The 13,920-nt window shown below is 66.9% G+C and carries 10 protein-coding genes; 3 read left to right on the top strand and 7 right to left on the bottom strand.

The genetic code is table 11. From position 1 onward, the window contains the following. Positions 1-3: 3 nt before the first annotated feature. Complete coding sequence (locus HNP51_RS06660; protein WP_184268361.1) at positions 4-2,256, bottom strand: PAS domain-containing sensor histidine kinase; 2,253 nt, start codon at positions 2,254-2,256, stop codon at positions 4-6. Continuing rightward, positions 2,256-3,311 carry a tRNA dihydrouridine synthase DusB gene (gene dusB / locus HNP51_RS06655; RefSeq protein WP_184268359.1) on the bottom strand — a complete coding sequence of 352 codons (1,056 nt, stop codon included), beginning with the start codon at positions 3,309-3,311 and terminating at the stop codon, positions 2,256-2,258. Before dusB ends, HNP51_RS06660 begins: the two co-directional genes overlap by 1 nt. A gap of 64 nt (positions 3,312-3,375) precedes the next feature. Between dusB and HNP51_RS06650 the strand changes: the two genes are divergently transcribed. Beyond that, positions 3,376-4,527, top strand: a complete 1,152-nt coding sequence (locus HNP51_RS06650) for a bifunctional 2-C-methyl-D-erythritol 4-phosphate cytidylyltransferase/2-C-methyl-D-erythritol 2,4-cyclodiphosphate synthase (protein WP_184268357.1) — start codon at positions 3,376-3,378, stop codon at positions 4,525-4,527. On the opposite strand, the gene HNP51_RS06645 is transcribed toward HNP51_RS06650, so the two are convergent. Continuing rightward, the gene (locus HNP51_RS06645) at positions 4,524-5,828 is read right to left on the bottom strand and encodes a diguanylate cyclase domain-containing protein (protein WP_184268355.1); all 1,305 of its coding nucleotides are present in this window, start codon (positions 5,826-5,828) and stop codon (positions 4,524-4,526) included. The genes HNP51_RS06650 and HNP51_RS06645 overlap by 4 nt on opposite strands. Before the next feature lie 196 nt (positions 5,829-6,024). Between HNP51_RS06645 and HNP51_RS06640 the strand changes: the two genes are divergently transcribed. After that, complete coding sequence (locus HNP51_RS06640; RefSeq protein WP_260398364.1) at positions 6,025-6,945, top strand: YihY/virulence factor BrkB family protein; 921 nt, start codon at positions 6,025-6,027, stop codon at positions 6,943-6,945. Here the strand turns inward: HNP51_RS06640 and HNP51_RS06635 are convergent. Together HNP51_RS06635 and HNP51_RS06630 are read right to left on the bottom strand one after the other, a co-directional pair. Beyond that, positions 6,911-7,153 (bottom strand): sulfurtransferase TusA family protein, encoded by a 243-nt coding sequence (locus HNP51_RS06635; protein ID WP_184268353.1) that lies wholly within the window; start codon positions 7,151-7,153, stop codon positions 6,911-6,913. The genes HNP51_RS06640 and HNP51_RS06635 overlap by 35 nt on opposite strands. Next, positions 7,150-7,644 carry a CinA family protein gene (locus tag HNP51_RS06630; protein WP_184268351.1) on the bottom strand — a complete coding sequence of 165 codons (495 nt, stop codon included), beginning with the start codon at positions 7,642-7,644 and terminating at the stop codon, positions 7,150-7,152. The genes HNP51_RS06635 and HNP51_RS06630 overlap by 4 nt, the downstream gene beginning before the upstream one ends. An 83-nt stretch (positions 7,645-7,727) precedes the next feature. Here HNP51_RS06630 and HNP51_RS06625 point away from each other — a divergent pair, with 83 nt between their 5' ends. Beyond that, the gene (locus HNP51_RS06625; protein WP_184268349.1) at positions 7,728-10,004 is read left to right on the top strand and encodes a spermidine synthase; all 2,277 of its coding nucleotides are present in this window, start codon (positions 7,728-7,730) and stop codon (positions 10,002-10,004) included. 130 nt (positions 10,005-10,134) lie between these two features. Here the strand turns inward: HNP51_RS06625 and mfd are convergent, their stop codons facing one another. Both mfd and HNP51_RS06615 read right to left on the bottom strand, forming a co-directional pair. After that, entirely contained in the window at positions 10,135-13,581 is a 3,447-nt protein-coding gene (gene mfd / locus HNP51_RS06620) for a transcription-repair coupling factor (protein ID WP_260398363.1), read from the bottom strand. A gap of 11 nt (positions 13,582-13,592) precedes the next feature. Continuing rightward, positions 13,593-13,910 (bottom strand): succinate dehydrogenase assembly factor 2, encoded by a 318-nt coding sequence (locus HNP51_RS06615; protein WP_184268345.1) that lies wholly within the window; start codon positions 13,908-13,910, stop codon positions 13,593-13,595. Positions 13,911-13,920 lie beyond the last annotated feature (10 nt).

Below are 13,920 nucleotides of genomic sequence, written 5' to 3'. Positions count from 1 at the left end.
TCTCTACTCCGCCGCTCGCGCCGCGCCGGGGGCACGGTGAGCAGCCTTGCTGTCTTGGGTCAGGGGGAAGGTCAGGCACACGCGCGCGCCTGACAGGGTTTCCGCGTCGGCCAGCTTCAGCTCGCCGCCGTGGTCTTCACAGATACGCTTGACGATGGCCAGGCCGAGGCCCGTGCCCTTCTCGCGCGTGGTGACATAGGGTTCGGTCAGCCGGTCGCGATCCTTGGCCGGAAGGCCGACGCCATCGTCCTCGATGACGAAGGTGGCGATCCCGCCCTCGACCGTCAGCCGGGCGATGATGCCGGTCGCGCCCGCCGGGACAGGCTCGCGCACCCGTTTGGCGGACACGGCTTCGCCGGCGTTCTTCAGGATATTGGCCAGAGCCTGCCCAACCATGCGTCCGTCGCACTGCAGGACCACGTCCGGCAGGGGTTCGATCAGTTCGACGCCGATGTCCGCTGCCGCCACACGCTGGGCGAAGACCGCTTCGCGCAGCATCTCGGCCGGGTTCTCACGGGTGAACCGCGGAGCCGGCATCCGGGCGAAGGACGAGAACTCGTCCACCATGCGGCCGATGTCGCCGACCTGACGGACAATGGTCTCGGTGCAGCGATCGAACACCTCGACGTCGTCGCCGATCTGGGAGCGGTATTTGCGACGCAGACGCTCGGCCGACAACTGGATCGGCGTCAGCGGGTTCTTGATTTCATGAGCGATGCGGCGCGCCACGTCGCGCCATGCGGCGTTGCGCTGGGCCGTCACCAGGCGGGTGATGTCGTCGAAGGTCAGCACCATCTCGCCGCCCTGCCCGCCCTCGATGCGGACGCGCAAACGCCGCGTCTCGCCGTCGCGGCTGACATCGATGTCTTCCTCGATATGGGCCTCGGCCCGCTCGGACAGTTCAGCCAGTTCCGGCGCGACCTCGGCCAGAAGCCGCCCCTGAACCTCGCTGTCGGTCATGGCCAAGAGTTGGCTGGCGCTGTCGTTGATGGCCGAGATCCGACCCATGCGATCCAGGCCGATCACCCCGGCGCTGACGCCCGACAGCACGGTTTCGATGAAGCGGCTGCGTCCCTGAGCGTCGTCGCTGGCGGCTTTCAGGGCCGCTTGCTGGGTCATGATGTCGCCGGTCATCCGATTGAAGGCTTCGGACAGGACGACCAGCTCGGATGGCGCGCCGGTATTGTCGACCCGGGCGTTCAGGTCGCCGCCTGCTACCTGGTCCGCCGCCTTCACCAGCCGCCCGATCGGCGCCGAAATCGAGCTGGCCGCCGACATGGCCAACCAGACCGCGCCGACCAGAACCAGCAGGGCGGTTTCCAGATAGCTGAGGGCGAAGGCGGCCTGAATCCGCGCCCGGCTTTCTTCGGCGGCGCGATAAGCGGCGATAGACTCTTCGCCATTGCGCATCCGCTGGATCAGACCCGGCGCAAGCGGTCGAACGACGTAGAGGTAGGCGTGACCATAGTCCGGCAGAGGATAGAGCGCTCGCACCATGTCTGGATTTTCGGTCACGGTCGTCGGCGCGACCTCGCCCGCCGCCACCGTCTCGAACGCTTCACGCGGCGGCGCGACATAGGGCGGCGCGCCGGGCTGCTCGCCACTGGCCAGAACCTCGCCGTCGCTGTTCAGTATGTAGAGCGCGGGATATCCGAAGAAGTCGCCGATCTGTGCCAGGGCGCGCGAAAACTGGATGCGGTTGTCGAACAGGCTGCGCACGCCGCCCAGTTCGGTCGACATGGTCTCCAGATCGACCTCCAGTCCCGCGCCGACGTCAGCGACATAGGCCCGACCGATCTCGGCGCCGTTTTCGACTGCGGATCGCACATTGGTGCTGAACCACTGATCCACGCCCCGGTTGACCAGAACCCCGAACACCAGGGCGATCAGAACCGCCGGAACGACCGCCACCAAAGAGAACAGGGTGACGAACCGTAGATGCAACCGCGCGCCGGGGTCGTTGCGGTTGCGCATCAGGCGCAGGACACGCCCGCCGATAACCGCCGCCAAACCGCCGATCAGCACCAGATTGGCCAGAAGAATGAAGAGGACCACCTGACTGGCCGCTGTACGCGCGTCTCCGCCCGCTGTGGCGCCCGGCGCAATAGCCACCAACCAGATGGCCGCCGCCGTAATCAGGAACGCAATGGCGTAAGCCGTGCCGAACAAGGCCCGAACACGACTGCCAGAAAGCCGCCCCCAGAGCGATCGCTCGGGGCCGTGACCTTCAGTCTGCGCGGCGGGGTGGTCCGTCATTACCCCGCAGCTTTGACCAGCTGTGGCAGGTTTTCAACACTAGAGTTGCTGAATTGATCCACCGCAGGTCGCCAAAGCGCGGAAAGCGCCCGCTCGACCTCTTCCACCGTCTCCAGCCGACACAGACGGGCCTTGGCGGCGCGCCGTTCCACCGGATCCTCGGGCCACGGCGCCTGCTCGACGTACCAGCCCAGATGCTTACGGAACATCTTCAGTCCCAGCGGCAGGCCATAGAAGGCGGCCGAGGCCCGCATGTGCTCGATGACAATGTCCAGACGTTCTTCGCGCCCAGGTTCCTGCAGCTGCGTTCCGTCGACCAACGCCCGCTCCAGATGCGCCGACAGCCAGGGACGGCCATAGACGCCGCGGCCCAGCATCAGGGCGTCGGCGCCCGACTGCGTCAGGGCTTCGCGCGCCTGTTCGGCCGTGATGATGTCGCCGTTGACGATGACCGGGATGGAGGACACCGCCGCCTTGACCTCGCCCACAGCGCCCCAGTCGGCCTGGCCGGTGTAGAACTGCTTGCGGGTGCGGCCGTGGACCGTGACCGCCTTGACGCCCAGGTCCTCAGCCCGGCGCGCCAGTTCGGCGGCGTTGCGGCAGTCATCGTCCCAGCCTAGCCGCATCTTGACGGTCACCGGGCGGCTGACCGCCTTCACCGCAGCCTCCATCAGACGACACGCCAGATCGGGCGTCCGCATCAGGGCCGAACCGCAGGCGGACCCAGTCACTTCCTTGGCCGGGCAGCCGAAATTCAGGTCGATGATGTCCGCGCCCGCCGCCTCAGCCATGCGCGCGCCCTCCGCCATGATCTCGGGATCCCGCCCGACCAACTGGATCACCGTCAGCGGCAGACCGCCGCCGACCGCGGCCCGGCGCACCACGTCCGGCCGCCCCCGCGCCAACTCCGCCGAGGCCACCATTTCGGTCGCGACATAGGCGGCGCCCAGCTTCGAGGCGAGCAGCCGGAAGGGCAGATCCGTGATCCCGGTCATCGGGGCCATCAGCACCCGCCCGGCGATCCGCACGTCTCCGATTTGCAATCCTGCGTTCATGCCGCCCTTACCGCCGACTGTTGAGCCTCTCGTCAAGCGGAACTGGGGCGCTTAGAAGGCCGACATGGCATTCTCAGCAATCGTAGTGGCCGCCGGTTCCGGTTCGCGGGCCGGTGGAGACAAGCAGTGGCGGGCCGTTGGCGGGCGGCCAATGGTCCGCTGGTCGGTGGAAAGCCTTTTGGCGGCGGGCGCCGAATCGGTCGTCGTTGTGGTGGCGCCAAGCGCCGAGCCGCGCGTGGCTGAGGCCCTCGCCGGCCTTTCTGGCTGGCGCTCGGTCGCGGGCGGAGACACGCGCGCCGCATCGGTTTGCGCCGGGCTCGCCGCACTCGACGGCGCTGATGACACGCCGGTCCTGATCCACGATGCAGCGCGTCCCTTCTTGAGCGCCGCCGTAATCAACCGTCTGCTCGAGGCGCTGCACGACGCCGACGGCGCCCTGCCCGCCCTGCCCGTGGCTGACAGCCTGCGTCGCGGCGTTGAAGGTCTGGTGGTCGGCGGGGTCGAGCGCGACGACCTGTGGCGCGCCCAGACCCCGCAAGCCTTTCGACTGAAGACCATTCGCGACGCCTACGCCGCCTGGACCGACGCCGACGCCCCCACCGACGAGGCCGCCGTGGTCGAACGCGCGGGCGGCCGGGTGCGCCTGGTCGACGGCGACGCTCGTTTGATGAAACTGACCTATCCTGAGGATTTCGCCATGGCCGAGGCCCTTTCTGTCACTGCAACGTCTCCCAAGACCATGCGCTTCGGCCAGGGCTATGACGTGCATCGCTGGGGGGCCGGAACCTCGGTCTGGCTGTGCGGCGTCGAGATCCCGCATGACCAGACCCTGATCGGCCACTCTGACGCCGACGCCGGGCTGCACGCCCTGACCGACGCCATCCTCGGCGCCATCGCCGACGGCGACATCGGCGACCACTTCCCGCCCAGCGATCCGCAGTGGAAGGGCGCCTCGTCCGACCGCTTCCTGGTCTACGCCGCTGAGCGCGTAGCTGCGCGCGGCGGACGGATCGTCAATGTCGATGTCACCCTGATCTGCGAACAGCCCAAGGTGAAGCCGCATCGCCAGGCCATGCGCGAACGCCTCGCCGAACTGCTGAAGCTTCCGCTCGACGCCGTAAGCGTCAAGGCGACGACGACCGAGGGCCTCGGCTTCACCGGGCGTGGCGAAGGCCTGGCGGCCCAGGCCGTGGTCTCGGTGGAACTGTCCGCCTAAGGCCTCGGCAGGTCCGCCGAGGCGCGTTCCAGAACAGCAGCGGGCGTTTCGCCCTGCTGCATCTCGGCCACGCCGACATCGAACTCGACCACGAAGGGCGAGCGATCCTTGCCGGCGTCAAAGGCGGTGCAGGCGATGACCGCCGAGATTCGCTCCGCCGCCAACCGCGCGGCGACGGCGCCGGTCGCCGGCAAGATCAGTGCGAACAGTTCCGGCCCCAAGCGCGCCGCTGTGTCTTCGACCCGCACCAGACGCGAGACCATGGCGCCGATCTGCGGCATGGCGCGATCCAGCCACCCCCCGCCGCGTGACTGTACGACGGGCTCGCTCTCGGACACCCGCAGGACACAGACCGACAAGGCGCGATTGCGCGACCGCGCCCCCTCGGCGACCCGCGCCAGATGTGAGGCGAACAGGTCGCGGGTAAACAGGCCCGTGGCCGAATCCATCAGGTCCGACCCGCGCACCGAATCCAGCGCCCGGCGAATGGCCTGACGGCGGCGATGGTTGCGCGCCAGAGCCAGAACCCGCTCGGCGGTTTCATCTTCGGGTGTCTCGGCTGCGGCGACGTCGGCGAAGCCCCGACGGAACAGATCCGCAAGTTCAACCTCTGCCGTTCCGCGCAGATAGAGGATCAGGGGAATGTGATAGAGCCGCGTGTTGCGCTTCATGCCCGAAGCGATCGACAACGCCGGGGCCTGATCCTGACCGCCCCACAGGACGGCGGCGTCGAAGGCGCGCTCATGCAGGTAGTCGAAGGCCGTATAGGGCGTGGGCGCGGCAACCACTTCCGCTCCAGCCGCCGCCAAGGCGTTGGCCATGGCCAGAAAACGTCGATCGGCGGCCCCTGCGGTCAAAATCTGCAGCGGGGTCTCGCCCAGGTCCGGCGCGTTCAACGTCACGCCGTGAGCGGCGAAAGTCGCCTGTCTCAAGCGGAATTCTTCTTCGGCGATGCCGGCCCGCGTCAGTTGTTCTAACCGGAGCGCGGCCTGGGCCGGATGCGGCGGCGACGACATCATCAGATCGACGTCGCGCCCCTCCGCCTGGCTGCTCCCGACCATGAGGATGGGCAGATAGCGCGGCGCAGCTGCTGCACGCAGTCGAGCGACAGCATCCTGTCCGTCCAGCCCTCGCGCGTCCACGACGGCGGCATCGACCGACAGATCCGACAGCACCAGCTCTGCGGCGTTCAGCGTGCGGGCCGTCATCGTGGGCCAACCCAACTGGTCCAGCCCCTCGCACAGGGGACCGATCAGGGCGTCATCAGCGGCGACGACCAATAGACGCGGATCGGAATCCAAACACTTCTCTCCCATGGCCTGGACGGCTCGCCCCCGACGCCGATGCTCCAGGCCAGGGTCATGATACTGATCACGTCCCCGATCTAGCAATGGGGACGGCAAGAGACAGCGTTGCAAAATCGCGCGGACCCTTGATGGGTTTCCCCATAGGCCAAATGAGGTTAATCGGTCGCTTTGACGTCTGCCGAGGCTCCGTTTGAATCAGCTCGCCCCCCTGTTGGCCCACCCTCTATTCCTGGGTCGCCTGGCGGTGCGCGCCTTTGCCCGCAGTTGGGGCCGTGACGTCATGCTCTACACTGGCGGCGTGTCCTTCTTCGCCCTGCTGGCTCTGTTCCCCGCCATCGCCATCCTGATCGGCTTCTACAAGGCGGTCCTGTCCATCGGCCAGGTCAGCGAACAGGCGACGGCCCTGGCCGATGTCTTGCCTCATGCCGCCCGCGCCATCTTCATCAACGAGATCGACCGCTTGGCCCATACGTCGGCGCGCACCGTCTCGGCACAGAGCGCCCTGGCCCTGGTGATTGGCGGATACGCCGCGCACCGGGGTTTCAAGGCCTTGTTGGCGGGTCTTAACCTCATTCACGATGAAGACGAGCCGCATGGCTTCTTCAAATTCAACATGCTGGCCTTCCTCGTTGCGATGGCGGCTTTCGTGCTGTTCACCGTTGTCTCGGGCGCGGTCGTGACCTCCCGGCTTCTGGAGCATACGCAGGAAGCGCGTCCCCTCGCCTGGCTGACGCTTCCGCTGGACGGGCTTTGGCCCTCGCTGGGGCTCTGGCTGGGACTGACGATGCTTTATCGCTACGCCATGTCCCACAAGACGCGAGTCGCCTGGCCGCCTGCCCTGCTGGGCGGACTGACGGCGACGGTCATGTCGTCGCTCTTTTCGTGGCTATGCGCCATCTACGTGGAGCAGATCGCCCAGCTTGGCGCCACCTATGGCTCAGTCGGCGCCGTAGTGGTGCTGCTGATCTGGCTCTCGTGGAACGTCAACGCCATCTTCTACGGCGGCGCCTTCGCCACCGAGCTGGAAATCGCCTGGAAACCGGAAGAGCCGGAAATCCAAAGCGGCGGTTCAGTGGTCAGCCTGTCGGAACGGCGCCAGTCTCGACCGTAATTCGCAAGGCCCCGTCCTGCTCCTCGACCGCGCAGACCATCCCGCCCAGATCTGCCATCAGATAGGGCACGTCGATCCGCGCCATCGGATCGCTGGCCAGCAGAGTCAGGCGGATGCCCGGCGCCAGGCCCTCCATGGCCTTTCGCAATCGCAGGCTGGGCACCGGACAGCGGTGCCCACGCGCATCGACAAGGATCGAATCACTCACGCCGTCACCGCATCCAGCAGCAGGCCAAGGGCGACACGGACGCTTTCCAGCCGCACCGCCTCGCGCCCAATGTCGCCAAAGCGCCGCTCGATGTGAACGACCGCCCCGCCGGGGCCGACGGCGGCGAAATGCACCAGGCCGACCGGCTTTTCCGGCGAACCGCCGCCGGGCCCGGCAACCCCTGTGATAGAGACCGAGGCTGACGCCCGCGACCGCTCAACCGCGCCTGACGCCATGGCTCGCGCCACGGGTTCCGACACCGCTCCGAACCGGGCCAGCAGATCGTCAGAGACGCCCAGCAGATCAACCTTGGCTTTATTACTGTAGGTGACAAAGCCCCGGTCCAGCACGGCCGACGAGCCCGCCACCGCCGTCAGCGCGCCTGATACCAGCCCGCCGGTGCAGCTTTCCGCTGTAGCGATCATGACGCCCGCTTTCAGCGCGGCCTGGATCAGGGCGGCGGCCGAGGCTTCAATATCATCCGGGAACATGGTTGTGGCTCCGTCTGCGAGTCGGTCTAACCTGCTGAACAGGGGGCGGGTCTTTCGACCATGCCGATGCCAGCGGATCGCGAATGACCGATTCCACCATGACCACGGCCCTTCGCAAGGCTGATGCGATAACACCCGCCTTGTTCGCCGTCGCCATTTTCACGTCGGCGTCTCTGGTTTTTATCGTCCAGCCCATGGTGACCAAGCTGGTCCTGCCCATGCTGGGTGGATCGCCGTCCGTCTGGAACACCTCGATGGTTTTCTTCCAAACGGCGCTGCTGGTCGGCTACGGCTATGCCCACCTGCTTCAGCGGATCCGGTCGTTGAAGTGGCAAGCCGCGATTCATCTAAGCTTGTTGTTGGCTGCGTCACTCTTCCTACCCCTGCAAATCAGCGGCATTCTAGGCGAGCCGAACCCCGCCGCCCCCACGGCCTGGCTGTTGGCCACCCTGGCTTTATCGGTCGGCGCGCCGTTCGCTGTGCTATCAGCCACCGCGCCGCTGCTTCAGGCTTGGTACGCGCGTGTGCGCGCCGGTCACGCTGACGGCCAGAATCCCTATGTTCTTTACGCCGCGTCCAACCTCGGCAGCTTCCTGGCCCTGCTCGCCTACCCCGCCCTGATCGAACCCCTGATGTCTCTCTCTGGCCAGCGGACGAGTTGGACCGGTGGATATGCCCTGTTCGTCCTGCTGGTGGTCGGGCTGGCCGTGGCGGTCTGGCGTCGCCGGGTTCAGGATGCGCCGGAACCCGCGCCGCTGGCTGTCAGCGCCCCGATCCCGTGGCGCGAGAAAGGCGTTCTAGTCCTGCTGGCCGCCGCGCCGTCCAGCCTGATGCTGGGCGTCACCGCCCACCTGTCGACCGACGTGGCCTCTGCCCCCTTCCTCTGGGTCGCGCCTCTTGCCCTCTATCTGCTGACCTTTGTGATCGCCTTCCAGGCCAGACCCTGGATATCTCTGCCCACAACCCTGATTCTCCAGGGCGCCCTCGGCGCCATCGTCGTCAGCCTCGTGGGGTTGAACACGGGGCAGTGGCTGCTTCTGCTACTGACGCACCTGGGGGCCTTCTTCTTGACCGCCCTGATGTGCCATCAACGGCTGGCTGAGCGACGACCGGCGCCTGACCGGCTGACCGAGTTCTACCTGCTGTTGTCGCTGGGCGGCGTCGTCGGCGGCGCGTTCAACGCCCTGATCGCGCCGACGATTTTCAACGGCGTCTGGGAGTATCCCCTCGTCATGGTGCTGGTCGGTCTTGCCCGGCCCTGGGGCGACGGTGCGCTGTCGCGCCGTGATGTCACCCTCCTGCTCATCGGCATCGCCATCGCCATCGCGCCGCCGATCATCCTTGAGTTCATGCGCTATAATCCCGACTTCCGCGCCCTGCTCAGCGATCAAGCGCGGTTGCAGGTCGTGCAGCTCATTCTGGGCGGAGCGGCGATCTGCGCCTTTCTGGTCAGAGACCGGGCAATCCTGTTCACTATCATCATCGGCATAATGACCCTGTCCGCGCACCATGTCGCGCGGGGCTATGACTGGAACCTGACCGAGCGCAGCTTCTTCGGCGTCATGCGCGTCGCCGTCACACAGGACCCGGGGATGGGGGGCGCTGTCCACGTCCTGATGCACGGCACCACGCTTCATGGGGCTCAGGCTCGCGCGCCGGGCTTCGCCTGCATGCCGACTATGTACTACGCTCCCGCCACACCATTGGGTCAGGCCGCACAGCGGATCCATCAGCGCACGCCGGCGGCCAAGATCGGCGTGGTGGGGCAAGGCTCGGGCGCGATGGCGGCCTATAAACGCGCCGAAGACGAACTGACCTTCTTCGAGATCGACCCCATGGTGGACCGCGTGTCGCGCGATCCCTCGTGGTTCACCTATATTTCGAGATGCGCCGACGGACCCGTTCGCACCGTTCTGGGCGACGCTCGCCTGACCATGGCGAAGGAGGCGCCCGGCACCTATGACCTGCTGGTCATCGACGCCTTCTCGTCGGACGCCGTGCCCACGCATCTGCTGACGGTCGAGGCGATCCAGGGCTACCTGAACCTGCTGAAGCCCGACGGCGTGGTCGTCCTGCACCTGTCGAACCGCAACCTCGAGATCACCATGCCGGCCGTCGCCGCCGCCCGTCAGTTGGGCGCGGCGGACCTGCATCAGATCTATATGGAACGGCCCAACAGCCCGGAAATGGCCGAGGCCTCGACCGAGGCCCTCGCCATCTCGCGCACGCCCGAAGGCCTGGCCGACTTCAAGGCCGACGGGCGTTGGCGCAAGCTGGCCCCGACCGAAGTGCGGCCCTGGACCGACGACTACGTCAACCTGTTCGGCGCCCTGATCCGGCAGATGAAGGGGCGCGGCTAGGACAGCGTCATCCCGGAAGCGGCGCAGCCGCTATCCGGGACAGCAAGAGACGCGGTGTTCAGACCATCTATCCAAACGATCGCGTCCTTGGCGGTCCCGGCTCTTCGGCCGGGATGACGTCTTCTGCTGGTTAAGCCGCCCCCGCCACCCGCGCCAGATCGGCGGTGATGCGCTCGGCGACCTTCAAACGGTCGCCGGGCGTGGGCCATTCGCCCTTCACCACGATCTTCTGATCGGGCCTCAGCTTCCAGAAGGCCTGATTCTTCTGGATCAGGCCGACCAGTCCCATCGGATTGGGGAAGCTGTTGTTGCGCAGGGTAAGCACCGCGCCCTTGGGACCGATGTCGATGCGTTCGATGCTGGCCGTGCGGCAGTTGGCCTTGATGCCGACGATCCGCAGGAGCTGTTGCGCCTCGTCCGGCAGCGGCCCGAACCGGTCGATCAGTTCCGCGGCCAGGGCTTCGCGATCCTCGCTGCGTTCGGCGTCTGACAGACGGCGATACAGGCTGAGACGAACGTTAAGGTCCGGCACGTAAACCTCTGGAATCAGGACCGCAGCCCCGACGTTGATCGATGGCGACCAGCCCCGATCCGCCACTTCCTCGCCCTGCTCGCGCAGTTCGGCGACGGCGTCTTCCAGCATCTGCTGATACAGCTCGACCCCGACCTCGCGGATATGGCCCGACTGTTCATCGCCCAGAAGGTTGCCGCCGCCGCGCTGATCCAGATCGTGGCTGGCCAGCTGGAAGCCGGCGCCCAGATTGTCCAGCGACTGCAGCACCTGCAGACGCTTCTCGGCCGACAGGCTCAGCGGCCGCTTGGGATCGGTCGTCAGATAGGCGAAGGCCCGCGCCTTGGACCGTCCGATACGGCCTCTGATCTGGTGCAGTTGCGCCAAACCGAACATATCCGCGCGGTGGACGATCAGGGTGTTGGCCGTCGGAATGTCGATGCCGCTCTCGACGATGGTGGTCGAGACCAGCACGTCATAGCTGCCGTCGTAGAAGGCGCTCATCACGTCTTCCAACTGGCTCGGGGTCATCTGGCCGTGGCCGACGACGAACTTCACCTCGGGCACCTGCTCGCGCAGGAACTTCTCGATTTCCGGCAGTTCCTTCAGGCGCGGCGCGACATAGAAGGCCTGACCGCCGCGGTATTTCTCGCGCAGCAGGGCCTCGCGCACCAGCACCGGGTCCCACGGCGTGACATAGGTCCGCACCGCCAGGCGGTCGACCGGCGGCGTGGCGATGATCGACATCTCGCGGATGCCCGACAGCGCCATCTGCAAGGTACGCGGAATGGGCGTGGCCGTCAGGGTCAGCAGGTGAACATCAGCCCGCAGCGACTTCAGCTTCTCCTTGTGCTTGACGCCGAAGTGCTGCTCCTCGTCGACGATCACCAGGCCCAGATCGCGGAAGCCGACCTGTTCGGCCAGCACGGCGTGGGTGCCGACGACGATCTCGAACGTGCCGTCCTTCAGGCCCGCGCGCGTCTCGTTGGCGTCCTTGGCCGTGACCATGCGCGACAGGTGCCGCACCGTGATCGGCCAGCCGGCGAAGCGCTCGCTGAAGGTCTTGAAGTGCTGACGCGCCAGCAGGGTCGTCGGGCAGACGACCGCAACCTGTTGCCCCGTCATGGCCACGACGAAGGCGGCGCGCAGCGCCACTTCCGTCTTGCCGAAGCCGACGTCGCCGCAGATCAGACGATCCATAGGCGTGCCCTTGCCCAGGTCCTCCAGCACGTCGCCGATGGCGTTCAACTGGTCGTCCGTCTCCTCATAGGGGAAGCGGGCGCAGAACTCGTCGAACAGGCCCGACGGCGGCACGATGGCGTCGGACACGCGCATGGCGCGCTTGGCGGCCAGGGCGATCAGGCCCTCGGCCATGGCGCGCAGACGCTCCTTGGCCTTGGCCTTGCGGCCCTGCCAGCCCGCGCCGCCCAGACGATCCAGTTGAACTCCGTCGGCGTCGGTGCCGTAGCGGGTCAGAAGATCAATATTTTCAACCGGCAAATAGAGTTTGCTGTCACCGGCGTAGAGCAGTTCCAGGCAGTCGTGCGGCGCCTCCTGGATCTCCAGCGTCTTCAGGCCCTCATAGCGCCCGATGCCGTGATCCAGGTGGACCACCAGATCGCCGGCCGTCAGGGCCGAGGCCTCGGCCAGGAAGTTGGAGGCCCGCCGCTTGCGCCGGGGCCGCGCCAGACGGTCGCCCAGGATGTCGGTCTCGGAAATGACCGCCACCTCATCGGTGACGAAGCCATGCTCGACCGGCAGAACCGCGCGCAGATAGATGTCCTTGGGCGAGGCCAGAACATCGGCCCAGTCGCGCACCGGCAGGACGTGCTCCAGGCCGTGATCCGACAGCATGGCCGCCAGACGCTCGGACGAGCCTTCGCTCCACGAGGCGAACAGGACGCGTTTGCCGTCGGCCTTCAGCCGCTCGGCGTGCTGAGCCACGGCGGCGAACAGATTGACGCTGTCCTGGGTGCGTTCGGCGGCGAAGCTGTGGCCCAGACGCCCGCCGGCGTCCTCGCCGCCCCGCGTCGCATCGGCGGCCAGCGGCGAGAGACGGCGCACGGCGCGACCGGCCAGGGCGCTGTTCCACTCGCCTTCGTCCAGATAGAGGCTCTGCGGCGCCGGAGCGCGATAGGCCGCCCCGCCCTTGCCCTTGGCCGCTTCCTTGCGCGCCTCATAGGCGTCGGTCGTCAAGCTCCAACGCTCGGCGCGCGCTTGCTCGACCTGACTGTCGAGGAAGACCGGAGCCGTATCCGGCAGAAAGTCGAACAGGGTGTCGAGCCGGTCGTAGAAGAGCGGCAGCCAGTGCTCCAGACCCTGACGACGCGCGCCCTCGCTGACCGCAGCGTACATGGGCTCGTCGCCCGCCGCGCCGAACAGGTTCAGATAGGCGGTGCGGAAGCGCGAGATCGACTCGGCGTCCAGCAGAATTTCTGACACCGGCAGCAGGGCGACCTGCTTCAACTGCCGGGTCGAGCGCTGGGTCTCGGGATCAAAGGCGCGGATCGATTCCAGTTCGCTGCCGAACAGATCGAGACGCACCGGCTCATCGAAGCCCGGGGGGAAGACGTCGATGACGCCGCCGCGAATGGCGTATTCGCCGCGCTCCGACACGGTCGAGGCGCGCACATAGCCGTTGGCCGAGACGTAGCGTTCCAGCGCCGCTGTATCCAGATCGCGGCCCACGCGGGCCTCGAACCCGGCCCCGGTGACGGCCTGTCGCGGCGGCGTGCGCTGGGTCACGGCGGCGATGGTGGCGACGACCAGCAGAGGCTTGGCGTCCGTCGGATCGCGCTGGGCCAGTCGGGTCAGGGTCGCCATGCGCTGGGCCGCGACCGAGGCGGTCGGGCTCAGCCGGTCATAGGGCAGGCAGTCCCAGGCGGGATATTCAAGAACTTCAATGTCCTTGGCGAAGAAGCCGAGTGTCTGGGTGAAATTACCCGCGCGCTGATAATCGCGCGCCACCAGCAGACCGACGCCGCCCTGGGCCTTCAGCCGTTCGGCGACGACCAGCGCGTCCAGCCCCTCGGGCGCGCCGCCCAGTTCGACGTCACGCCGCGCCATCGCCTCACTCATCAACCGATACCCTTGGCCACTTCCGCCGCGACGTGTTCGCGCATGAACGTCCGGATGCGCGCCAGCATCGGCCCGTCGAACTCAGGCGGGGTCGGCTCCTTCTCGATGATCCAGGCGTAGAGGTACTGATCCTCTTCATCCAGCAGGGTCTCGAGCTGATCCAGTTCCTCGTCGCTCAGCGTCGGTCCGACCTGATCGGTGAAGGGGCCCAGCACCATGTCGGCTTCGCGGAAGCCCCGTCGCCAGGCGCGATACGAGATCCGGCCAAGGCGTTGGTGCTTCAGATTGTCCTCTGGACGTGCGTCAATTTCGGCCACGCGTTTCCTT

The organism is Brevundimonas bullata, assembly GCF_014207965.1.
GTDB lineage: Bacteria > Pseudomonadota > Alphaproteobacteria > Caulobacterales > Caulobacteraceae > Brevundimonas > Brevundimonas bullata_A.
The sequence above is the reverse complement of the archived record's forward strand: the minus strand, read 5'-3'. Positions and strand labels throughout refer to the sequence as shown.

Excerpts from the sequence above, each read along its gene's own strand:
- HNP51_RS06650 (WP_184268357.1), top strand. The coding sequence starts at position 3,376 with ATGGCATTCTCAGCAATCGTAGTGGCCGCCGGTTCCGGTTCGCGGGCC.
- HNP51_RS06660 (WP_184268361.1), bottom strand. The coding sequence starts at position 2,256 with ATGACGGACCACCCCGCCGCGCAGACTGAAGGTCACGGCCCCGAGCGA.
- mfd (WP_260398363.1), bottom strand. The coding sequence starts at position 13,581 with ATGGCGCGGCGTGACGTCGAACTGGGCGGCGCGCCCGAGGGGCTGGAC.
- HNP51_RS06625 (WP_184268349.1), top strand. The coding sequence starts at position 7,728 with ATGACCGATTCCACCATGACCACGGCCCTTCGCAAGGCTGATGCGATA.
- HNP51_RS06630 (WP_184268351.1), bottom strand. The coding sequence starts at position 7,644 with ATGTTCCCGGATGATATTGAAGCCTCGGCCGCCGCCCTGATCCAGGCC.
- dusB (WP_184268359.1), bottom strand. The coding sequence starts at position 3,311 with ATGAACGCAGGATTGCAAATCGGAGACGTGCGGATCGCCGGGCGGGTG.